This is a genomic window from Undibacterium sp. FT79W, from assembly GCF_014284215.1.
Lineage (GTDB): Bacteria > Pseudomonadota > Gammaproteobacteria > Burkholderiales > Burkholderiaceae_D > Undibacterium > Undibacterium aquatile.
The window spans coordinates 515,001-537,738 of the sequence record NZ_JACOGB010000001.1 but is presented as its reverse complement, the minus strand read 5'-3'; the positions used below and the strand labels follow the sequence as shown (position 1 = coordinate 537,738).

Sequence of the window (22,738 nt, the reverse complement as noted above, 5' to 3'; positions counted from 1 at the left end):
AAGGGGATTTGCATCGAAAATTGACCATCTTTCCCCTAGAAATTTGCATCTGAAGCTATAACGCGCTGGCTCTTCTGTTCAAGTTACGTTTTACTCCTGCAAAACGGAGCAAACTATCCTCTCTTGAGCTCGTTTTCCCGAATATGGTTTTTCGCTCGTTCAATGGTCGGGATACCCATGGCATAGTAAAGCGTCATATCGATAGACCAATGCTTAAATAATGTCGCAGATACAAGAACAGATTCGTCTCTATGCTCTGGAATACGGCTATTTGATCCACTGCCTTGACGGACGTGGAGGCACAAGCGGAAACGTAGCGCTTGCTCTCTCAGCATTAGCCTCGGCAAAGCCGATCAAACGTACCTATGCGTTTTCGGACGATGAATGGCTGTCGATTAAGGATGGCACATACGACTTCGATTCACTCCACGATGAACTTTCAGACGAAGATGATGAATAATGTTGTCAGCGAAAACCTTATATTGCTCTTTGTCTGGCTTCAAAGTGGATGAACACATAACCCAGCGAAGTGTCTTCATTTGTCATTTTTTGGAACAACACATCATGAAAGCTAAGCCTTTGATTCATAGGAAATCAATGTGTCGCATTTTTCATAAGATGCTAATGATCTATCACAACCACCCGTCAGGCTCCTGCGAACCCAGCGATGCCGATGTGCGACTAACGCAAACTCTGAAGCAGGCACTGGCACTGGTCGATGTACGAGTACTGGATCATTTTATTATTGCAAACCCAGATGTTTACTCCTTCGCAGAACATGGTTTACTCTGAATTTTAAATTGTTAAATTAATTTTTAAATTAAGATACAATTGTTTTTCGCAAGTCATTGATAATTCATGGGATTTTGTTTATACTCTCATTTTTTCCAATTTCGGAAACTATCAAGGAGTTAAATATGGCACGTGTCTGCCAAGTAACTGGGAAAGGGCCGATGGTTGGCAACAACGTTTCCCACGCTAATAACAAAACAAAACGTCGCTTTTTGCCTAACCTGCAAAACCGTCGCTTTTTCGTAGAATCAGAAAACCGTTGGGTTTCTCTGCGTTTATCTAACGCTGGTCTGCGCGTCATTGACAAAATCGGTATTGATGCGGTTTTGGCTGACCTGCGTGCTCGCGGCGAAAAAGTTTAAGCTAAACTATTGTTAGGAAATCATCATGGCTAAATCTGGTCGCGACAAAATCAAACTGGAATCGACTGCTGGTACAGGTCACTTCTACACAACATCTAAAAACAAGCGCACGATGCCTGAAAAAATGGAGATCATGAAATTTGATCCTAAGGCACGTAAGCATGTAATCTACAAAGAAACCAAAATTAAATAATTTTGCGTTTTAGTAGCAATAAAAAAAACCTCGCATTGCGAGGTTTTTTTTCGTCTTTCGTTTCCCGGAATGTTCTCGATTAACCATAAAAAAACGGCGCTACTCACGCCGTTTCTTATACGCTATGCCGTATCAGGCGTAGGTGCGCAACCTGCGGGAAAAATCGTGTAAAGTCTGAATACCCGACGCTTCAGCACGCAAACACCAATCCTGCAGTTGATGCACCAGTTGTTCACGGCTGACTGTCGAACGCTCCCAGATCAGTCCTAATTCAACACGCATATCATGCATCGTCTGCAATACGGTACTGTGAGCCAACACTTCTGACAATTCTTGTTTCTGAGATACTTCCAGCTTGGTCGGTTCACGCTGCAACAGTTTTTTTGTGACTTTCAGACGTGCCGCTTCAAACTGGGCTTTTTCGCGTAATAAAACAACTTCATCATGCCAGGTTTTGCGCAAAGATTTTGCATACTTAGCCATGACATCGTAGCGATTAGTGATCACCGCCTGCAAAGTTTCCATATCGACTGCGGATTTCAACTCGACAAATTTTGGTTCCGGCGCCACTTTTTTCACCGTCGCCCAACCAACCATTTCCATGGTGCGGATATACATCCAACCAATATCAAACTCGTACCACTTAGATGACAACTTCGCCGAAGTGCCAAACGTGTGGTGGTTATTGTGTAACTCTTCGCCCCCAATCAATATTCCCAATGGAAATATATTGGTAGAAGCATCAACACAATCGTAGTTACGATAGCCCCAGTAGTGACCGATACCGTTAATTATTCCGGCGGCAGTAATCGGAATCCAGACCATCTGCACTGCCCAGACAGTAATACCGATAACGCCGAACAGGAGAAAGTCGATAAGCAGCATTAAGACAATGCCTCGCCCGCTGAAGCGGGTGTAGACATTCCTCTCCAGCCAATCGTCAGGAGTACCATGACCGTATTTCTGCATGGTTTCCAGATTCTTGCATTCGCTACGATATAATTCGGCGCCCTCAAACAACACTTTCTTGATGCCGCGCGTCTGCGGGCTATGCGGATCCTCTTCAGTCTCACACTTTGCGTGATGTTTACGATGGATAGCAGCCCATTCTTTAGTGACCTGACCAGTGGTCAGCCACAGCCAGAAACGGAAAAAATGACTAGGAATAGCGTGCAATTCCAGTGCGCGATGCGCCTGACAACGATGGAGAAAAATCGTTACGCTGGCAATCGTAATATGAGTAACGATTGCTGTGAATACAAAAACTTGCCAGCCAGTGGCACGGGTAATGCCATAGGAAAGAAAATCTATTGCGGTTTCAATAAAAGTGCTCAAAATATCATGTACTCCGTCGTTATCGCTTGCTTCATAGCTTATGTTGTATAAATATACGCACAACCTTAGTGGCACGTGCGCGGGTATTGTACGCGTTTTTAGAGGGGTTCCACCAATTTATATGCTCCCATCAGCTCAACTTTGCAGCCTCCGATGGCTCGTTTTTGAGTAATGTCACCACTCTTTGTGGAAACGGCAGATCTATGTTGTGCTCTTTAATGACTTGCCAGATCGCCAGATTAACCTCGGACAGCACGCCGACACGCCCATTCTCCGGATCAGATATCCAGAATCCAACACGGATCTCAAAACCATCAGCGCCAAACTTAATCAGAGATGCCGACGGGGCGGGATCTTGTGCAACCCGTGCAACCTTAGCGACCGCAGATGCTAACAGAGCCAGTAGCGTATCCAGATCAGTCTGATAGGAAACCGTCAGATCCGTCGACATCGCCACCTTGCTATTGGTTAAGGAATAATTTTGTACCGGCGTTGATACCAGCATTTCGTTTGGAATCACGGATTCGGAACCATCGGGTCCCAACACAACGGTGTACCGGGTATTGATCTGAGTGACTTTTCCGCTGAATTTATCTACGGTAATCATATCTCCGATAGACATGCTGCGGTCGAGCAAAATAATGAATCCCGAAACATAACTACTGGCAATTTTCTGTAAACCAAATCCTAAACCAACCCCAAGTGCGCCGCCAAATACGGAAAGGACGGTTAAGTCTATCCCGACAATGGTCAGACTCATCAGAATTGCGACGAGAATAAGCAATGCGCGCCCGACACGGGAGAGAACAACTTTCAACGATGTATGCACCGTTGGCAACATCATGAGCCGGGTTTCAAGTGCGGCGCTGGCCCACAATGCGACAATTAAAGTAATCGCGACGGAGATACTTGCCTGAAAAATCGTCAGCAAGGAGATTTTATTCTTACCGACTGGAATGACCAGGTCATCCATTGCTTCCAATAAATCTGGCCACAAACCACTGAAGTGCAAGACAACACCGACCCACACCAAGCCTGCGAATAGCTTTTCAAAAAGAGCCAGAAACTTACCTAAGCTTCCATCCCTGGCAAAAGTCTTACGTACAACATAAAACCCGAATCGTATGAGTGCCAGAGAACCTATCACTGGAAATAGTAACCGGATCAGATTGGTATGCTGCCATTGTCCCAAAATCGCTTTACCGATCAGTAAAAACAATAAGGTCAGCGCGGGCGTCAGCACACGTGAAAAACTACCGACACCTAATTGGACAACACCTGAGCTGGCATGCTCACGACTACCCGCAACACTATTTTTAAGAAAGCGCGAAATGACCCAGGCAAGCGCAAAACAACATAACACGGTCCCCACTTGCCAAAAAAACTGAGGCTCACGAAAATCGGTGGCCAGATCTGACAATAAACTGGCGAGTAATGGTGCGCTCATATTAGGAAAATAAATCGGGAAAATAAAAATGTCCTCTTCGCATAACGAAGAGGACTATAGAAGGAACAAATTATTTATTGCGTTCTAATATCGCAGCAAAGAAACCGTCAGTCTGATGAATATGTGGATACAACTTCAGATAGTCGCCCATCTCCAGTTCTATCTTTTGCTCAGCCAAGACTTTTGATGCCGGAACTAAAGTGAAATCAGCATGTTCCGCCAGGAAAGCCTGAACAATCGCTTCATTCTCTTCATCCAGAATACTGCATGTCGCATATACCAAACGACCACCAGCTTTCACCATGCGAGAGGCACTCGCCAGAATAGAAGCTTGCTTTACATTCAGTTCCGCCACACCTTCGACCGTCTGGCGCCATTTGACGTCAGGATTGCGGCGTAAAGTCCCGAGGCCACTGCATGGTGCATCAACCAGCACACGATCAAGCTTGCCTGCCAAGCGCTTAATTTTTGCGTCCTTCTCATGCGCAATCACAACCGGATGCACGTTTGATAAGCCACTGCGGGCGAGACGTGGTTTCAGCTTCGCCAGACGCTTCTCAGAAATATCAAATGCGTATAAACGACCTGTGTTGCGCATCGTCGCACCGAGTGCCAATGTCTTACCACCGGCACCAGCGCAAAAATCGGCAACCATTTCACCACGTCGGGCGCCAACCAGTTGCGCGAGTAACTGACTACCTTCGTCCTGAACTTCTATCGTGCCGTCTTTAAATAACGGCAAATTCTGTATCGATGGCTTTTTCTTTACCCGCAAACAAGTGCTGGAATACGGTGTCGGCTCGGCAATAATCGGTGCCTGCGCAAGCGCCGCAGCGACATCATCACGATTAGATTTCATCGAGTTCACACGTAAATCAAGAGAAGCAGGTGTATTCAATGATTCCGCCAGCGCCAGCGCCTTCTCTTCACCAAAACGCTCACTTAATTTTTCCCACAGCCAGGCAGGTAAATTAGCCTTCATTACGACGGGTAAATGTGAGCGATCGATTTGCATTACCCGTTCTAACCAGCTGGTTTCGTCTTCGGTGAGGCCACCCAAGGATTCAGCGCCGACAGCATCTGCCAGACCAAGTAAGGTCAGACGTCGCATCGGCGAACCGGAACCAGATTCAGCAAAATTGGTATATACCGATTTATTCCGCAACAAGCCGTAAATCGCTTCAGCGATCACGCCGCGTTCGCGCGAACCAAGGCGCGGATGTTCGCGGAAATAGCGGGATAAAGTACCATCGGCTGGACCGGTAAAACGTAAAATCTCGCGTAAAACTTCTTCTGTGTGGCCAGTAATGGCGGGAGGTAATCTCATACTGCTTCCTTAAAATTCTATATCGGTCAATGTTGACCTGTTTATTCACTGACCGTAACGATGTGGTCAGTAATATTGATTTTGTCTTCCACAAACAGGCGTACCGCCTGTGGATAAATGGCATGCTCCTGCTCCAGTACGCGAAGAGCCAGACTGTCCTCGGTATCATCCGCTTTGACCGGAACAACTGCCTGAGCAACAATCGGCCCGTGATCAAGCTCCGCGGTCACAAAATGCACCGTCGCGCCATGCACCTTGACGCCAGCATCCAGTGCCTGCCGGTGTGTCGCAAGGCCAGTAAAACTCGGCAACAATGATGGATGTATATTCAGCAAACGCCCGGCATAATGCTCTACAAATGCAGGTGTGAGAATCCGCATAAAACCCGCCAGGACAACAAGATCAGGCGAATATTCGTCAATCTTCTGCTGCAGCACACGGTCGAATGCTTCGCGAGACGAAAATTCTTTACTGACGACAACGGCTGTATCTATGCCAAGTCCGGCAGCGTAGGCCAAACCACTGGCATCGGCTTTGTTACTGATTACGGCAGCAATCTGTGCTGGCCATTTTTGTGAAATGCAGGCATCAACGATTGCCCGCATATTACTACCACGACCAGAAATGAGAATAACGATCTTTTTCATGGCGGCATTGTAACGCTGTAAGGCACTGACTCCCAAATAAAAATGCCGGTCATCAGCGCCGGCATTTTAGTCTGGCAACATTGAGATCATTATTCAAACGAATAAAATACCCGAAAAGCAACTTTCTTTTCTGCCCAGAAATCGGCGGCATCACGAAACACGTCTAATAAAATCTCACGCGCTTCTTTATCGAATTTCGGTGTATTTGGTAATTGCTCCAGAACAATGACAAAGCCGGGTTGTGGACCTGCCTGATGAATCATATCTGTCAGGCAATCATACAGAGCGTCAAAATTTTTCCCGAAATGTTTTGGAAAACCGAAAGATGCAGCAATTTTAGCCAAAACTTGTTGCTTGGTCGTCGTGTCAAGACAATATGCGTACAAAAAGTGCTGCCCCAGATGTGCCGCTTCCGCCTGCAGGTCAGGAACACGAAAAGCCCGAATCGACTGCACGGCATTCGGCGCCACTGTTACTAATAAATCCATTTCTCCCTCAGGTGATGAGATCATAATTATTCTCTGATACGCCGAAAACTTTCGTAATGGTCATCGGTATAGTAGTACTCCCCGGATTGCGCCGGTATTCCGCCAGCGATGATGCGGCGAGCACCACGATTGCGGGCTCTCGGGGTTTTGACTGTGTATTCGTGATAATAGCCACGCTTTTGCTTTGGGAGTCTGGACTCGTAATTACCAAAAACAACGCCATCTTTTTCATATGGAAACGGGCCACCTTGCTTAATCAGCATCAGGGTTGTCTGTGCTTCGCGTGGAAGTTCGCTGACGAACACGATACCGATATTATCTTTTGCAAATGCAACAGAAGCAAGTAAAGCAATCATCAAAAAGAGAAAGTACTGGCGAAAAAATCGAAAATTTCTCATTAACTACTCATTAATTTAGCATTATGCAAACGGTGAACTAAACCGTAGATTAACGGTTTGCTCGCCATGTATCAACCTTCATTCATAGCCGACCAACCTGCTATCGTTTGAGAATGTCGTCTTCTGAACGAAAAAAATTTAATACATCTTCTTGCTTTGCCCTGGTATCACGTCTGCCCAGCGCAATCAATTCGCGCGTGTAACTTGCTTCAAACAAAAGATAGGACGCCAATGCCGCGCCACGTGCCTCGGTTGCACCGACGCCTCCCAGCATAGTTCGAACGGGCAAAGGTAAGCTGCCGGTATGGCGACTCGCAATTTCATCCAGACGTTCAGAAGGTGCAATCACCAGTAACTCTACTGGGCGCAACGGCGCATTTGCGAGGGCTTCTTTGGGCAACAAGGACAAGGTTTTATTAATCCGCGTCAACCGTTCAATATCAACGGCGAGACTATCGAGAAAAATACTGGAAAGAGCATGACCGGCAATTTGAGCAAGACTGGGATATTGCGCATGATCCGCACTTGCGGCAGGTGGTTCCGCCAGCCTGCCAGCACCCACGATCAGCACTTTCTTCGCCCCCAGATGGATCGCTGGGGAAATCGGTGCCAACTGGCGCATAGAACCGTCACCGCAATATTGAAGATGGCCTCCCCAATTCAATGGAACGGCGGGAAAAATAAATGGAATTGCTGCTGATGCCATTAAATGTGAGACAGCGATAAAGTCACGTTGCGACAAACGCTGACTGCGTACCCATGGTGCAATATCTGCCAGAGTCTGATAAAAAGTTAAGTGATGACCAGACGTGTACGACGAGGCCGTCACCGCCAAAGCCCGCAAAGCGCCCGATTGCAGTGCGGCGTCTAATCGCGGCAAATCCAGCATCCGGTTCAGCAAATCTGCAAGTGGCGAACTATCCAGCAGAGAATTGGGTGGCGACTGACGCCATTTATTCAGCAACCAGCCAAATGACCACAAGGTCAGCCAGCGAGCGCCTGTCCGGATGACACCTAAAGAATCAGACCGGTAGACCTGTGCTGCTTCAAAGTTTTCCCAGACCTTGAGCACATGCGCGACCGACTCGCCAAAATGATCAGCACGACAAGCCAGAGCCGTCGCATTGATGGCACCGGCAGAGGTACCGCAGATAATACCGAAAGGGTTAGTGGCAGGCGACCAGGATGCTTCCTCAACCAGAATCCTGGCAATTTCATCCAGCACGCCAACCTGGTAGGCTGCGCGGGCGCCACCACCGGTCAGGATTAATCCAGTTTCAGAATGAGAATTCATCAGACTCCGACAATAAAAAAAGGGCAAACAAGTGTTCGCCCTAGTGTATTAGCCTGTAACGAAATTGTCATCAGATCAGGCACAGACGCTGCGCTCTCTGACAACATCAACGATACATCAACGATATCGCAACGTTATTTTGGCTGCATACGGATAGCGCCATCCAGACGGATAGTTTCACCGTTCAGCATCACGTTTTCAATAATCGCTTTGGATAAATGTGCATATTCTTCCGGCTTGCCGAGACGAGGTGGGAACGGCACCATCTTTCCTAACGCGTCCTGCACTTCTTGCGGCATGCCCAGCAACATCGGTGTTTCAAAAATACCCGGCGCAATTGTCATGACACGAATCCCACTGCGGGATAAATCACGCGCCATCGGCAAGGTCAGCCCGACAACCGCTGCTTTAGAGGATGCATATGCTGCCTGACCAATTTGTCCATCATACGCCGCGACCGATGCGGTATTAATAATCACACCACGCTCGCCTTGTTCGGTCGCGTCTGTTTTTGCCATCGCATCAGCAACCAGACGACACATATTGAACGTGCCAATCAGATTAATATTGACGACACGCTGAAATACGTCAAGCGGATGTGGTCCGTCTTTACCAACAGTTTTAACCGCAGGCGCAACGCCCGCGCAATTCACCAGACCACGTACAGTACCCAAGGCAGTCGCGGCGTCGACAACCGCTTTGCCATCAGCTTCTGAAGTCACGTCACACTTCACGAAGATCCCGCCCAATTCTGCAGCCAGTTTCTCACCAGCATCCACCTGCACATCTGCCAGCACAACTTTACCGCCATTGGCAGCAATCATCTTTGCCGTCGCGGCACCCAGACCGGAAGCACCACCAGTAATAATAAAAACACCATGTTGGATTTGCATGTTCTGTCTCTTTCGTTTTGGTTAAGAAATAGCAAACTAATGCTATTGATGTGAAAATCTGAACAGATATTGGGCTTGCATTCAAACGGGCAATGCAAACGCATTACGTTTACGTAAACGTCATATCTGTATTGTATCCAAGTTTGCCGCACCGCTAAAAGAAAAAAGATGCTCCGCTGTTCTGGCACGCATCTTTTTTATCTGAATCAAATATTCCGTTTATGTCTGTGTCTTTTTCTAATTTGATCTTGCATCTATTTCTGTACCGACACTGACAGAATCCCCTCGGGCGGAGGTACAGCAGGAACGAGGACGACAGCGGCAGATGAGGTAGAAACACTTGTTGTACTACCGCCAGCCGACTGTAGTACTGGATGCGGATGCGGTAGCAGTGGCACAAGCAATAAGGCAACAATATTAATAATTTTGATCAAAGGATTCACGGCTGGTCCGGCAGTGTCTTTATATGGGTCGCCCACCGTATCACCGGTCACAGCCGCCTTATGCGCCTCTGAGCCTTTGCCACCGTAATGACCATCCTCGATATATTTCTTTGCGTTATCCCAGGCACCGCCACCCGTCGTCATCGAAATGGCGACGAATAATCCTGTCACTATCGTCCCCATTAATAATCCGCCCAAAGCGGCTGGCCCCAGTAGCAAACCAACGAGCACCGGCACAATCACGGGCAACAGCGACGGCAAGATCATTTCCCGGATAGCTGACGTGGTCAGCATATCGACCGCCTTGTCGTACTCTGGTTTGCCGCTGCCATCCATAATGCCTTTGATCTCGCGGAACTGGCGGCGCACCTCCACCACCACGGCACCAGCGGCACGCCCCACAGCTTCCATCGCCATCGCGCCAAACAGATAGGGAATCAAGCCACCGATAAACAGCCCGACAATGACCTGGGGATTAGACAAATCAAACGCCGTCGATTTACCGACCGCATCTAAAGCATGAGTGTAGTCGGCAAACAATACCAATGCAGCCAGACCCGCTGAGCCTATCGCATAGCCCTTGGTCACCGCTTTGGTGGTGTTGCCAACCGCATCCAGCGGATCGGTAATGGCCCTGACAGACGCTGGCATTTCTGACATTTCAGCGATACCACCAGCGTTATCTGTAATCGGGCCATACGCATCAAGAGCAACGATGATGCCCGCCATCGACAGCATCGCCGTCGCAGCAATCGCAATACCATATAAGCCGCCAAAGCTGTAAGAACTCAGAATGGCAGCGCACACCGCCAGCACAGGCCACGCGGTCGATTTCATCGACACGCCCAGACCGGCAATGATGTTGGTACCGTGGCCAGTCGTCGATGCCTGGGCAACGTGTTGTACCGGCTTAAAATCGGTTCCTGTGTAATATTCAGTGATGTACACCATCAGGCCAGTCAGCACGATACCAACCGCGGTCGCGCCCATCATGCGCCAGCGCATTGCATCGTCGGGCCACACCAGCCAGGTAACGATCGCAAAGCCGATCAGCGACAAACCGGCGGCCCACCATAAGCCGGTATACAGCGCTGACATGATTTTTTTACCGGGTCTGGCTTTGACAGCAGAACAACCGACAATCGAGGCCAGTATCGACACCGCCCCCAGCAGCAAGGGATAAACAATCGCTTGCGTGACAGCGTTAGTGACGACCAGTGCGCCCAGTAACATCGTCGCAATCAGCGTCACGACATAAGTTTCAAATAAATCTGCTGCCATACCGGCACAATCACCGACATTGTCACCAACGTTATCGGCAATCACGGCAGGGTTGCGCGGATCATCCTCAGGAATACCGGCTTCGACTTTGCCGACCAGATCTGCTCCGACATCGGCACCTTTAGTGAAAATCCCACCGCCCAGCCGTGCAAAAATAGAAATCAGCGAAGCGCCAAAGGCGAGTCCGATCAAGGGCTGAATCACATCGTGCTGACTCAGCGTCAGTCCCATGCCATGTGGCGCAGAAACAATGAGTATCCAGTAAAAACCGGTGACACCTAACAAGCCGAGCCCGACGACCAGCATGCCGGTAATCGCACCGCCACGGAAGGCGACATCCAGCGCTTCATTGATCCCTTTGGTCGCTGCCTGCGCGGTACGCACGTTCGCCCGTACCGATACATTCATGCCGATAAAACCACAGGCGCCCGACAATACCGCACCGATCAGAAAGCCGCAGGCAGTTGTCAGCCCAAGCCCGGGAATCGCGGCAATCGCAATGAACAGGATCACGCCCACCAGTGCTATCGTGCGGTATTGTCGTGCCAGATAAGCCGATGCACCTTGCTGTATCGCCGCCGCGATTTCCTGCATACGCGGTGTGCCTGCGTCCTGCTTTAATATCCAGCGACGCGACAGCAAACCGTATAGCACGGCAATCATGCCGCATGCGATCACAAACCAGAGACTCGTTACCATGGTGACTCCTCCTGTTGTTGTAGTTGTCAGACAGCGTCATCTGCGGCGTATGCTCAGAGACGACAGAAAAACTCAGTACATGACCAGTTCAGGCACAACAGGAGCAGAGACGAAAAAAAAGCGGACATATTGTCCGCTTCCTCTTACTCCTCTTATTCCGCTAATGCAGCGAAGGCGCTGTCGCGTATGGTCTCGACTGGCCCTACTCCCGCAATCTTGCGGTATTTAGGCGCGCCGGGCTGACCTGATTTCGCCCAGTCACCATAATAGCCAACCAGCACTTCTGTTTGTTCGTGATAGACAGACAAACGTTTTTTAACGGTTTCTTCTTTATCGTCGTCACGCTGTATCAGATCTTCACCTGTCACGTCATCTTTCCCAGCCACTTTTGGCGGATTGTATTTGACGTGATAAGTACGACCTGAACCCGGATGCACACGACGGCCGCTCATGCGGTCAACAATCGCTTCATCAGGAACATCGATTTCCAATACATAATCAATCGCGACACCAGCTTCTTTCATCGCATCGGCTTGTGGCGTTGTACGCGGAAAGCCATCGAACAGATAACCGTTTGCACAATCGCTTTCTTTCAAACGATCTTTGACCAGACCGATAATGATGTCATCAGAAACCAAACCACCTGCATCCATGACTTTTTTTGCTTCCAGACCGAGTGGTGTACCGGCTTTGACTGCGGCGCGTAACATATCGCCAGTCGAGATTTGCGGAATATTGAATTTTTCTTTGATGTAATTAGCCTGCGTGCCTTTACCAGCACCTGGCGCTCCTAACAAAATAAGACGCATTTTATTTCCTAAGACGAGTTTGAATTTGCTTGCACGCTCGCAAGGGAGCATGCGGAATCTTTTTTAATTTACTGCGTAACACTACGGAATTGTTTTTCTTTTAGTAGTAATAACACAGAATCTTTTCACGAAACTTACCACAATTTCAGGGCTTATTGCTGTCTGAATATGAAATCAATCCAGAGTTCATCAATGTTTTAGCTCATTTTCCTGAAAAAATACGACGAACCCGTTCCAGATCTTCCTGCGTATCCACACCGGCTGCCGGGCTATCCTGCGTCACATGCACCGCGATTGGATATCCATGCCACAGCACGCGTAACTGTTCCAGTGCTTCGATCTGCTCCAGAGGCGAGATATCGAGTTGCGGGTATTGTTGTAAAAAATCATTGCGATAGGCATACAGACCAATGTGCCGCAACGGCGTATAGCCAGCCGGCAGCTGCTCACGACTTGCCGCAAACGCGTCGCGATGCCAAGGGATCGTTGCGCGTGAAAAATACAAAGCGCGGCCGGATTTATCCAGCACCACTTTCACCACATTCGGATTAAAAACTTCAGCGACGTCATGCAAGGGATGCGCTGCGGTCGCCATCGGCACCTGCGCATTCACCAATGCTGCCGTAGCACCGATCAGTGCCGGATCAATTAAGGGTTCGTCGCCCTGCACATTGACCACCACCGCGTCTGCTGGCAATTGCATGCTGGCGGCCACCTCTGCAATCCTATCAGTGCCAGACGGATGATCCGGGCGCGTCATGCGCACAGGCACACCATGCGCCTCACAAGCGGCGACAATATCGGCATGGTCGGTTGCCACCATGATCGCACTGGCACCGGATGCCAGCGCACGTTCGGCAGTGCGCACCACCATCGGTTTACCAGCGATATCCGCAAGCGGTTTATTTGGCAGGCGACTCGATGCCAGTCGCGCCGGAATAATGGCGATGAAACTCATACGGCGCCCCGTTCAGCGCGCGTCGATTTCTTCTTGCGTCAGGGTGCGCGCCTGATCTGTCCACATCACAGGAATATCGTCACGCACAGGAAACGCCAGTTTATCGGCATAGCAAATTAATTCTTGCGCAGCTTTGTTGTAGACCAAAGGTCCCTTGCAGACAGGACAAACCAAAATATCAAGCAGGCGAGCTTCCATGCTTTTTCTCCGAAATCATTTGAAGTAGATCTGCTGCAAATGTGCCGCCGAGTTGTGCCTCAACAGGCACAACCCAGATGCGGGCATCGTTTTGCAATGCAGGAATTTGTCGACATTTTACTGCATCCTTTTCCGTGATCAGAATGCAATCGGCAGCGATGGCCTGAAAAGTCGCGGCATCGAAAGCGAAATGATCCGGCAACGCTACGCCTTCACATTGCAACCCCGCGTTAGCCAGCGTCGTGAAAAAACGCTGCGGATGACCTATGCCAGCAACCGCACACAAACGCTTTGCAGCAAAATTGGCGAGGGGTTGACGACATTCCGGCTCTGCCAGTTGATACGCCTGTTGCGCCTGTAATTGCATGCGAACCGCGTCAGCCGGAATACCGGGCACCGCTGCGGCGCTGATCTCTGCAGGTGCGTTGAGGACGGTGAAATCACGTCGTCTTTGTATCGGTTCGCGTAAAGGGCCCGCAGGTAACATCCAGCCATTACCGGCACCACGCTGATCGAACAACATGATTTCGATATCACGCGCCAGAAAATAATGCTGCAAGCCATCGTCGGCAATCAGGATATTCACCTCCGTATGCGATGCCAGCAATGCACGCGCCGCAGCAACGCGATCCCGCCCGACGGCCACCGGAACACCCGTGCGTTGCGCGATCAACAGCGGCTCATCGCCGACCTGTGACGCCAGCGCATCCGCCGTCAGCAGCGTCACGTTGTCGGCTTGCGCCCCATAGCCACGCGAAATAACGCCAGGCCGGTAACCCGCCGCCTGCAATTGCTGCACCAGCCAGATCACCAACGGGGTTTTGCCGGTGCCACCGACATAGATATTGCCGACCACGATCACCGGCACACTGAGTTTCACTTGCGCTTTGTAACCCAGCACAAACAAGCCGAAGCGGAACGTGACAATCAGCTGAAACAGTCTGGACAGCGGCCACAATAAGCACGCCACGACGCCGCGCTTTTGCCACGCCTGCAACAGCCAGGATTCCAGCCAGATCCGCATCGTTTTTCCTCTGCTAAAAAACAAGCGGGGAGTAAGATACTCCCCGGTAGTATGCTATTCAAAAATGAAATTGTCCGCTAAAACATTGGGGTTGTGGGCATCGTATTCACATACTCCCCAAAATCACCACCCCGGAGAGGCTTATTTACTGCGGCTTCCAGCCTGGGCTGCGAATGTCACTTTGGCTAATCCGGCGATACGGGCCGCTTCCAGCACATCGATCACCGACTGGTGCGTCGCTGCCCGATCGGCATTGATGATCACAACGGGCTCAGCCTGTGCGCCAGTCGAGCCCTCGGCCAGCGCTGCACTGGCACGCCGCAAATCCTCGGCCAGCGTCGCAGTATCCAGAAAAGAAACCGCCTGATTATTGATCTTGTAGCGCCCTTGCGCATCAATACCGATATCAATCTGATTTGGCTTTTCCTGTGCTTTTTCGGCGTCTGCGGTTGGCAGTGTGATCTGTAATTCGGTGAAACGGCTATACGTCGTCGTCACCATCAGAAAAATCAGGATGACCAGCAGCACGTCAATAAACGGGATCAGGTTAATTTCAGGCTCTTCCCTGCCCTTTCCTTTACGAAAGTTCATATTTACTTTCTGGCGCTATGCACAACATCAACGAATTTGACTGCCTGTTGTTCCATATCGACCACAAGGCTGTCCACCAGGGCTCTGAAATGGCGATAAGCGACCAGCGCCGGCATCGCGATCAGCAGACCAAAACCCGTGTTGTACAAGGCAACCGAAATACCATGCGCCAATTGCGCCGGATTCGCGCCCGTCGCCGTTTGTGAACCGAAAATTTCTATCATCCCGACCACTGTGCCGAACAAGCCCATCAATGGCGCCAATGAGGCAATCGTGCCCAGCGTCGTCAAGAACCGCTCCAGCTCATGTGCGACCGCCGCACCAGCTTCTTCGATGGACTCTTTCATCACTTCGCGTGGCGCGCTGACGTTACGCAAACCCGCAGCCAGTACTTTACCCAGAGGGGAATTGCCAGCGAGCTGCTGTATTACTTCCGGCTTTACCTTACCCGACTGATACACCCGTATCACTTCATCGAGCAGGGTCGATGGCAGAATTTTATTGCGGCGCAAGGAAAAACTGCGCTCAATAATCAGCGTTAAGGCGATCACGGAAGAAATCAACAACAGATAAATAGGCCAGCCGGCAGCTTGAATGATGGCGAACAAAGCGCACTCCTAGTAGGTTCAGAAATCCAACCCCGCAATGTAGCGCTTTGTGTGCTGACGGGCAAGGGTACTTATGAAAAAAACGACGTCTGTGCATATCTCCGATGTTTTACACAAAATCTGTGCGCAAGCTTGTGGATAAGTATGGCATAGCACCGTAAGCCTTTGAAATAAAAAAGATTTCCGGTAGCGCTCAAGAATTAGGCAAACTTGATCAGGGTAAATACCGGGTTTTCCCGGCCATATTTTTTCTTATTTCTGCACACTTTATGTGGACAAGCTTGTGTACAAGCGCTGCGAAACAAGTTAAGTCCCTGATTTATAAATAGATTAATCTTCTGCAAATTATTTAGGCAAAGTGCTTTTTTTCAGCCATTTTGCACAAAATAGCAGCAAGCCTGTGCGCGCAGTGGACAACTCTATTGTTTTGCACAAATTATGTGGACAAATTTGTGCAGAATGCTGAAAAAGAGCTGCAATTAATTGATTTATATAGATAAATATAATCAGCTTAAAAATTGGGCAAATCAGGTTTTGAGGCTGTTCATTACCTTTTTATGATCACAAAACCGAAAGTATCCGGCCTCTGCAGAGGATAACTCTGACTTTTTGCACATTTTTTGTGGACAACATTGTGAAAAAGACTGGGGAATCATGTTAACTCCATGATTTATATCAACTATTTTATAAAGCCTGTTTTTTAAGCACACGTTAAAAAGACTAGATCGCAAAGAAATAATTACTTACAAAGCAATTTTTTCTGTGAACAAGTCCATTTTTCTCACATTTTTTGTGGACAAGACTGTGCAAAAGGAAAAGAAAACGCACTAACTCCATGATTTTATTCAGAAATATTGTTCTGCATAAAATATAAGCAAAACCTGCTTCCCGTCACTGCTTTGAAGATACCCACAGTTTATGCACTTATTCTGTGGATAAGTTTGTGCACAAGCCTTGTATCGTTCTGTAACTCCATTGATTTGTAAGGATTTTTTCATATTGCCTGATTTATTTGCAGAGAGATTGATAATAAAAATCAAGGACTTATATTCAGAATTTGCATTTCTTTTGACTTATTACTGTCGTAATGACATGCTGGTGACCGCCACAAGCTTCTGTGGACAGCTTTTTTGATTGTATGCCTCATGAACACTGATTCCCGCCCTTCAAACTCAATTGCGACAAGCGCTGTCATCAGTGTTTCGGCGCTTAACAGCGCCGTGGCGCAATTATTGGAACGCAATATCCCACTGACCTGGGTTTCCGGCGAAATATCGAATTTCACCCGCGCCAGCTCTGGACATTGGTATTTCACCCTCAAAGACAGCGCGGCCCAAGTACGTGCAGTGATGTTTCGGGGGCGCGCCCAGTATGCTGATTTCCAGCCGCGCGAGGGCGATAAAGTCGAGGTGCGGGCGCTGGTGACGCTGTATGCGCCGCGCGGTGATTACCAGCTCAGCGTGGAAGCGATACGTCGTGCCGGGGTCGGCAACCTGTATGAAGCTTTTTTACGTCTGAAGGCGCAGCTGGGCCAGGAAGGCTTATTTGATCAGGAACGCAAACGCCCGCTGCCGGTCTTCCCGAAAACCATAGGCATCGTCACCAGCCCGCAGGCAGCCGCATTGCGCGACGTGCTGACGACATTGCGCCGTCGTGTGCCGCATATTCAGGTCATCCTGTATCCGACGCTGGTACAAGGCGAAGGCGCTGGTGCCAAAATCGCGCAGGCGATAGCCACCGCTGCCGCACGCGAAGAATGCGATGTGCTGCTGGTCTGCCGCGGTGGTGGCAGCATAGAAGATTTATGGGCATTCAATGAAGAAATCGTCGCCCGCACCATCGCCAACTGCCCCATGCCAGTGATTGCCGGCATCGGCCATGAAACCGATTTTACGATTGCCGATTTCGCCGCCGATATGCGCGCAGCTACGCCGACGGCCGCCGCAGAGCTCGCCGCAACACCGCGTGCCGACTGGATCGCAGGGCTGGAGCAGCAGCAACAACGCATGCAAAGAGCAACGCACAGACAACTCGCGACCCAGAATCAGACGCTGGACTGGCTTTCACGCCGTCTGCTCAGCCCGGCAGCGGCGATTTCATTAAAACGACAGCAATTGCAGCATTGCCTGCAAAGTTTGCGTTACAGCAGCGGAATTCCCTTGCAACGTTCGCGCCACGCACTGGCACAACTGAACACGCAACTGAAAAACCAGCGCCCTGATGTGAATTCGGCACGTACACAAGTCAACGAACTCCGGCATCGCTTGCAGCAATGCCAGCGCCACGCGCTGTCACAGCAACGCCAGCAACTGAGCGCGCTGCAAACACAGCTGGAATTACTAAATCCGCAACGCACGCTGGATCGTGGATACGCGATTATCCGCGACCACAAAGGCAAACTCCTGCGTTCAACACACGAGTTGCACCCGCAGAGTCTGGTCAACATCCGTCTGGCAAACGGCAGTGCTGACGTGGGCATCAGCAGCGTCCAGACCAGCCTGGATCAATGAGAGCAAACCAGGCGACCCGATGACGTTGATAGCATAGTCTGAACTGGCCCATGCTATCTGGCGATGCAGACGTAAATCCGGAAAACCACACGGCGGCGCTGCAAGCTTTTGCACAAACGCTTACAATGGCTGTTTTACCCGTTCGTCGTTCAAACGGAACCCACTGAAGAAAACTAAAAGGACACATCATGGAACATACCTTACCGGCATTGCCCTATGCATTGGACGCTCTGGCTCCGCACATTTCCAAAGAAACACTGGAATATCACTACGGCAAACATCACCAGACTTATGTGACCAACCTGAACAACCTGATCAAAGGTACGGAATTCGAAAATTCCACACTCGAAGAAATCGTTAAAAAATCTTCCGCTGGCGTATTCAACAATGCTGCGCAAATCTGGAATCACACTTTCTACTGGAATGGCCTGAAACCTAATGGTGGTGGCGCTCCTACTGGTGCACTGGCTGACGCGATCAACGCAAAATGGGGTTCTTTCGATGCATTCAAAGAAGCCTTCAATAAATCGGCTGTCGGCAACTTCGGTTCTTCATGGACATGGCTGGTGAAAAAAGCTGACGGTACATTGGATATCGTCAACACATCGAATGCAGCGACACCGCTGACAACAACAGACAAACCACTGATCACTTGCGATCTGTGGGAACACGCTTACTACATCGACTACCGTAATGCCCGTCCAAAATATCTGGAAGCATTCTGGGCGCTGGTTAACTGGGATTTCGCTGCAGCGAACCTGGCGTAAGTTACCGTGTTACCGGGTCTGTTCTGACATCAGTTGGAACAGATGAAAAAAACCTGTGCATGTTTCGGCATCACAGGTTTTTTTTCATCTATGCCCAAAAAGCTTTATGCGAAGATATAGAAAAATGGTCGCCAATATCTGGTAGCGACGCTCGCATCCAACACCCGGACAACAACGCTAAACCATTAAACATCCACCCCGAACGAATGAATCTCGTATGCAATCAAACCAGAGCTTGTTACTGAAATCTTTGCCCGCCATTTTCATCTTTATCTGGGCGTCCGGTTATGTGGTCGCCAAGTATGGTCTGCCCTATGCAGAGCCTCTGACGTTTTTATGCATGCGCTATCTGGGCGTGGTCGTTATGATGCTGACGCTCGCCATACTCATGCGTGCACCGTGGCCCGCCCGCAAAGACCTGTTACCAATTGCCATCGCGGGCATACTGATGCAAGCCTTGTATCTCGGGGGTATCTGGTGTGCTGTCAAACTCGGCATGCCTGCTGGTGTGGCGGCGCTGATCGCTAATATCCAACCTATTCTGACCGCTGTCATGGGGCCGTTCATCGGCGAACGCATCCGTGGCAAACAGTGGCTGGGGCTAGCTTTCGGTATCGCTGGCGTGGGTCTGGTCGTGGCGAATAAAATTTCTGTCGTCGCTTTGTCACTGACCAGCGTCAGTCTGGCCGTGATGGCCTTATTTGCGATGACGATAGGCACGCTGTATCAGAAAAAAACCTGCCCTTCGTTTGATGTGCGGACCGGGCAAGTGATTCAATTTGCGGCGTCGTTGCTGGTTACCGCGCCATTTGCATGGATGCTGGAAACGCAAACTATATTGTGGACACCACAATTTTTCGGCGCACTTGCATGGTCTGTTCTGGTGCTATCCGGTATCGGCATCTCCGTTTTGTACATCATGATACGGCACGGCGAAGCAACCAAAGTCACCAGCTATATGTATCTGGTACCGGCCGTCACCGCTGCGATGGCGTGGCTGATGTTTGGTGAGCAATTCACCCTGACTGCGTTAGCAGGAATGAGTATTGCGCTGGCAGGCGTGGCCTTGGTCGTCAGACCGGCACGCTGACATAAGAGATTAAAAAATAAAAAGGCCTGAAACCGATGTGTTTCAGGCCTTTTTAACGATCACTCGCGGTAAGTCCGCATACGGATAGCTCCGTAGATGAATAATACACCGACCAGCACTCCGCACCAGATATTCAGATGCAGGAATGTATCCCAACTATCCGTTGGTGCTGAACGCACGATAGAATCCAGCACATTTTTAAACCCGTTATGCTGTTTGAGTAATTCGGCGTTCAATAACCAACTGAATGGCAAAAGACTAAATAGCAAGCGTCCCAGCCACAAATAGACAAAAGAATCGAGCGTCATATTCAAAGATTTGCAGAGCAGAACCAGCAGCAAAAAGACGGCGACCGGCCCCAGTACCGCCCACAAACCGACCCGCTTGGTCAGCACGCTGGAGACCAGCAACAACCAACCCACCGTTGGTAATGACCACAAAATAAACACCGGAAAAACTCTTAAGGTATCAAGAACCGGCGACCAGAGTCCTGCATGACTGAATACCGATAAAAACAGCCAGCGCCCTTGTAAAGCATGGCCGATGCATAAGATGCTTAACGCCAGAATATTGGAAATGATTGAAGCGACCAACATGAAAAGAGGAATCGCCAGCACTCCGAACAACACTTTGGCCATCACCGTTTGCGCGTCAGAGACCGGCAAAGATTTCCAGAACAGAATACTGCGGTCTTTCCTTTCCTCACTCAGGGCTCCGGAAAAATACGAGTACATGAAAAAAATCATGGCAACGCAAAAACCAAACATCCGTCCTGCCAAGCTATGTCCGGCAATGCCATCCACTTCGTTACTCAGTTGCTCGGCTGTCAGTACAGCACCAGGCAAGATACGGGATGCGCCAGGGTCTTGCATCACGATGGCAGAAATAATTGCGGATACAACAGATAAAGCGATCAGGATCAAACCCGTCCGGATAAATAACTGACGGCTCTCCCACCATTCCCGCAATAATAAAAACTTCATCGTTTTCATACTTCCCCCCCCTTCATCATCGCCACAAATAAGTCGGCGACGCTCGGTTGTCTGGTTTCTCCAAATTGAGCCAATTGTTCACGGTTGACACCGTCAAACAGCATCGTTGTCTGCCCAAATGTTTTCCGTTGATCGATAGGCTGCAAGGCTTGCGCACGATCTACAAATTCATCACGCACAATCAATTCGATAAAACGACGCTCCAGTTCCTCCATACTGGAAGAGAGGCGGATTTGCCCATCCTGGACGAACATGACATCACTGAGTACGTGCTCGATTTCCTCGACCTGGTGCGTGGTGATAATGATGGTTTTGTTCTGATCAAAATAATCTTCCAGCAAATCCTGATAGAACTGTTTGCGATAGAGAATATCCAAGCCCAGCGTCGGCTCATCCAGCACCAGCAGCTTTGCATCAATCGCCATCACCAGTGCCAGATGCAGTTGCACCACCATGCCTTTCGACATGGATTTAACTTTCTGTTGCGGTTGCAATTTGGTCTTTGCCAAAAAACGCTCCGCTTTCGTACGATTGAATTTCGGATGCACGCCCTCAACAAAATCGATTGCCTGACGTACGGTCAGCCACGAAGGTAATATCGCCACGTCAGCAATAAAACTGATTTCCTGCATCAAAGCGTCACGCTCACTGCGCGGATTCAGCCCCAGTACCTGCATTTCACCGTCAAACGGCGTTAGCCCAAGTATGGCTTTGAGCGTCGTCGTTTTGCCGGAACCATTTGGTCCGATCAGACCAACGATACGTCCAGCCGGAATCTCAAAACTGATATTGTCCAGAACACGCTGCTTACCGTATTTTTTACAAAGATTTTTTGCGGAAACCACGACGCTCATGATTCATCTCCTTTAGTCTGGTCGCGTTTCATTTGCGCCAGCAATTCATCTGCGCCTATACCTAAACGGCGAATGCGATCCAGCATGGCTGGCCATTCTTCTTCGATAAAACGCTGCCGCTCGGTCGCCAGCAATTTGTCTGATGCACCTTCCGTCACATACATACCTATTCCTCTGCGTTTTTCCACTAAAGATTCATCGACCAGTTCCTGATACGCCTTCGATACCGTGATCGGATTAATCTGATAATCCGCAGCAATCTGTCTGACAGAAGGCAAGGCATCGCCTGGCTTCAGAACACCGTCCAGTATCATGGCTTGCACCTTCTCCTTCAGTTGCCGGTAGATCGGCGACTGATCATGCCAGTTGACACTCATATTCCCTCCTCATTTTCATTGACTGCACCAAACGCGATGCCTTCATCCATTCAGCTTCGATATATCGCTACATTCACACTCCACTTCGACATGAATTAGTGTTGTAGTTAACTATAACACTAAAACAACAAGCATCAAGAACTTTTGATAACTTTTATTCTCAGCAATTTCGCGCATCCCAAGCCAAATGAAAGGAAGCAGATAAAAATAGTTATATCTGCCAGGAACTCTGTCCACAGGTGCAAGTCTATGCAGTTCGTCTGCAAAATAGATGTCTCTTTTTGCATATGGAAAACGCAGATACATCCTGTATTTTTCGCGTCGGAGAACAACTGATCAGTTGTTCTCTTCGTTCCAATTT

23 protein-coding genes and 2 pseudogenes are annotated in these 22,738 nt (G+C 49.4%); 7 read left to right on the top strand and 18 right to left on the bottom strand.

Going from position 1 to position 22,738, the window contains the following annotated elements:
- The first annotated feature begins 220 nt into the window (after positions 1–220).
- The 4 genes and pseudogenes from H8K38_RS02350 to rpmG all read left to right on the top strand — a co-directional run bounded on the left by H8K38_RS02350 (position 221) and on the right by rpmG (position 1,347).
- On the top strand, positions 221–460 hold the full coding sequence (locus tag H8K38_RS02350; protein ID WP_186883159.1) for a hypothetical protein: 240 nt from the start codon (positions 221–223) through the stop codon (positions 458–460).
- Positions 461–621: 161 nt separating this feature from the next.
- Positions 622–792 (top strand): annotated as a pseudogene (locus tag H8K38_RS18330) (JAB domain-containing protein); the annotation flags it as partial.
- 125 nt (positions 793–917) lie between these two features.
- The gene (gene rpmB / locus H8K38_RS02340; RefSeq protein WP_162040513.1) at positions 918–1,154 is read left to right on the top strand and encodes a 50S ribosomal protein L28; all 237 of its coding nucleotides are present in this window, start codon (positions 918–920) and stop codon (positions 1,152–1,154) included.
- Between the two features lie 25 nt (positions 1,155–1,179).
- Entirely contained in the window at positions 1,180–1,347 is a 168-nt protein-coding gene (rpmG, locus tag H8K38_RS02335; RefSeq protein ID WP_110257750.1) for a 50S ribosomal protein L33, read from the top strand.
- A gap of 132 nt (positions 1,348–1,479) precedes the next feature.
- On the opposite strand, the gene H8K38_RS02330 is transcribed toward rpmG, so the two are convergent.
- The 15 genes and pseudogenes from H8K38_RS02330 to H8K38_RS02260 all read right to left on the bottom strand — a co-directional run bounded on the left by H8K38_RS02330 (position 1,480) and on the right by H8K38_RS02260 (position 15,787).
- Positions 1,480–2,682, bottom strand: coding sequence for a fatty acid desaturase (locus H8K38_RS02330; RefSeq protein ID WP_186883157.1), 1,203 nt, complete (start codon positions 2,680–2,682; stop codon positions 1,480–1,482).
- Positions 2,683–2,812: 130 nt separating this feature from the next.
- A complete protein-coding gene (locus H8K38_RS02325; RefSeq protein WP_186883156.1) occupies positions 2,813–4,129 on the bottom strand; it encodes a mechanosensitive ion channel family protein in 1,317 nt (438 codons plus the stop codon).
- Positions 4,130–4,199: 70 nt separating this feature from the next.
- Positions 4,200–5,456, bottom strand: coding sequence for an RsmB/NOP family class I SAM-dependent RNA methyltransferase (locus H8K38_RS02320; RefSeq protein WP_186883155.1), 1,257 nt, complete (start codon positions 5,454–5,456; stop codon positions 4,200–4,202).
- Between the two features lie 41 nt (positions 5,457–5,497).
- Positions 5,498–6,103: a phosphoribosylglycinamide formyltransferase gene (gene purN / locus H8K38_RS02315; RefSeq protein WP_186883154.1), complete on the bottom strand. Its 606-nt coding sequence runs from the start codon at positions 6,101–6,103 to the stop codon at positions 5,498–5,500.
- 89 nt (positions 6,104–6,192) lie between these two features.
- Positions 6,193–6,612 (bottom strand): annotated as a pseudogene (locus tag H8K38_RS02310) (barstar family protein); the annotation flags it as partial.
- A 5-nt stretch (positions 6,613–6,617) separates the two neighbouring features.
- Positions 6,618–6,947: a ribonuclease gene (locus H8K38_RS02305; protein ID WP_370587041.1), complete on the bottom strand. Its 330-nt coding sequence runs from the start codon at positions 6,945–6,947 to the stop codon at positions 6,618–6,620.
- 142 nt (positions 6,948–7,089) lie between these two features.
- Complete coding sequence (locus tag H8K38_RS02300) at positions 7,090–8,283, bottom strand: patatin-like phospholipase family protein (protein ID WP_186883151.1); 1,194 nt, start codon at positions 8,281–8,283, stop codon at positions 7,090–7,092.
- 134 nt (positions 8,284–8,417) lie between these two features.
- Positions 8,418–9,176 (bottom strand): 3-hydroxyacyl-CoA dehydrogenase, encoded by a 759-nt coding sequence (locus H8K38_RS02295; RefSeq protein ID WP_186883150.1) that lies wholly within the window; start codon positions 9,174–9,176, stop codon positions 8,418–8,420.
- Between the two features lie 254 nt (positions 9,177–9,430).
- Positions 9,431–11,599, bottom strand: coding sequence for a sodium-translocating pyrophosphatase (locus tag H8K38_RS02290; protein ID WP_186883149.1), 2,169 nt, complete (start codon positions 11,597–11,599; stop codon positions 9,431–9,433).
- A gap of 152 nt (positions 11,600–11,751) precedes the next feature.
- On the bottom strand, positions 11,752–12,408 hold the full coding sequence (gene adk, locus H8K38_RS02285) for an adenylate kinase (RefSeq protein ID WP_186883148.1): 657 nt from the start codon (positions 12,406–12,408) through the stop codon (positions 11,752–11,754).
- A gap of 202 nt (positions 12,409–12,610) precedes the next feature.
- Positions 12,611–13,366, bottom strand: a complete 756-nt coding sequence (gene kdsB, locus H8K38_RS02280) for a 3-deoxy-manno-octulosonate cytidylyltransferase (protein WP_186883147.1) — start codon at positions 13,364–13,366, stop codon at positions 12,611–12,613.
- Between the two features lie 12 nt (positions 13,367–13,378).
- A complete protein-coding gene (locus tag H8K38_RS02275) occupies positions 13,379–13,564 on the bottom strand; it encodes a Trm112 family protein (RefSeq protein ID WP_186883146.1) in 186 nt (61 codons plus the stop codon).
- On the bottom strand, positions 13,545–14,588 hold the full coding sequence (gene lpxK / locus H8K38_RS02270; protein ID WP_186883145.1) for a tetraacyldisaccharide 4'-kinase: 1,044 nt from the start codon (positions 14,586–14,588) through the stop codon (positions 13,545–13,547). Before lpxK ends, H8K38_RS02275 begins: the two co-directional genes overlap by 20 nt.
- Positions 14,589–14,729: 141 nt before the next feature.
- On the bottom strand, positions 14,730–15,179 hold the full coding sequence (locus tag H8K38_RS02265) for a biopolymer transporter ExbD (protein ID WP_186883144.1): 450 nt from the start codon (positions 15,177–15,179) through the stop codon (positions 14,730–14,732).
- Between the two features lie 2 nt (positions 15,180–15,181).
- On the bottom strand, positions 15,182–15,787 hold the full coding sequence (locus H8K38_RS02260) for a MotA/TolQ/ExbB proton channel family protein (protein ID WP_186883143.1): 606 nt from the start codon (positions 15,785–15,787) through the stop codon (positions 15,182–15,184).
- A gap of 1,145 nt (positions 15,788–16,932) precedes the next feature.
- On the opposite strand from H8K38_RS02260, the gene xseA reads away from it, so the two are divergent.
- The 3 genes from xseA (at position 16,933) to H8K38_RS02245 (ending at position 20,154) form a co-directional block, all read left to right on the top strand.
- Positions 16,933–18,297, top strand: coding sequence for an exodeoxyribonuclease VII large subunit (xseA, locus tag H8K38_RS02255; protein WP_186883142.1), 1,365 nt, complete (start codon positions 16,933–16,935; stop codon positions 18,295–18,297).
- 188 nt (positions 18,298–18,485) lie between these two features.
- Complete coding sequence (sodB, locus tag H8K38_RS02250) at positions 18,486–19,064, top strand: superoxide dismutase [Fe] (protein ID WP_186883141.1); 579 nt, start codon at positions 18,486–18,488, stop codon at positions 19,062–19,064.
- 217 nt (positions 19,065–19,281) lie between these two features.
- Positions 19,282–20,154 (top strand): DMT family transporter, encoded by an 873-nt coding sequence (locus tag H8K38_RS02245; protein ID WP_186883140.1) that lies wholly within the window; start codon positions 19,282–19,284, stop codon positions 20,152–20,154.
- Positions 20,155–20,213: 59 nt separating this feature from the next.
- Here H8K38_RS02245 and H8K38_RS02240 read toward each other — a convergent pair whose 3' ends face one another.
- From H8K38_RS02240 to H8K38_RS02230, 3 genes are read right to left on the bottom strand one after another with little or no spacing between them, the layout of a single operon-like run.
- A complete protein-coding gene (locus H8K38_RS02240) occupies positions 20,214–21,137 on the bottom strand; it encodes a hypothetical protein (RefSeq protein WP_222610719.1) in 924 nt (307 codons plus the stop codon).
- A gap of 5 nt (positions 21,138–21,142) precedes the next feature.
- The gene (locus H8K38_RS02235; RefSeq protein WP_186883138.1) at positions 21,143–22,000 is read right to left on the bottom strand and encodes an ABC transporter ATP-binding protein; all 858 of its coding nucleotides are present in this window, start codon (positions 21,998–22,000) and stop codon (positions 21,143–21,145) included.
- Positions 21,997–22,377, bottom strand: coding sequence for a GntR family transcriptional regulator (locus H8K38_RS02230; RefSeq protein WP_186883137.1), 381 nt, complete (start codon positions 22,375–22,377; stop codon positions 21,997–21,999). Before H8K38_RS02230 ends, H8K38_RS02235 begins: the two co-directional genes overlap by 4 nt.
- Between the last annotated feature and the right edge of the window lie 361 nt (positions 22,378–22,738).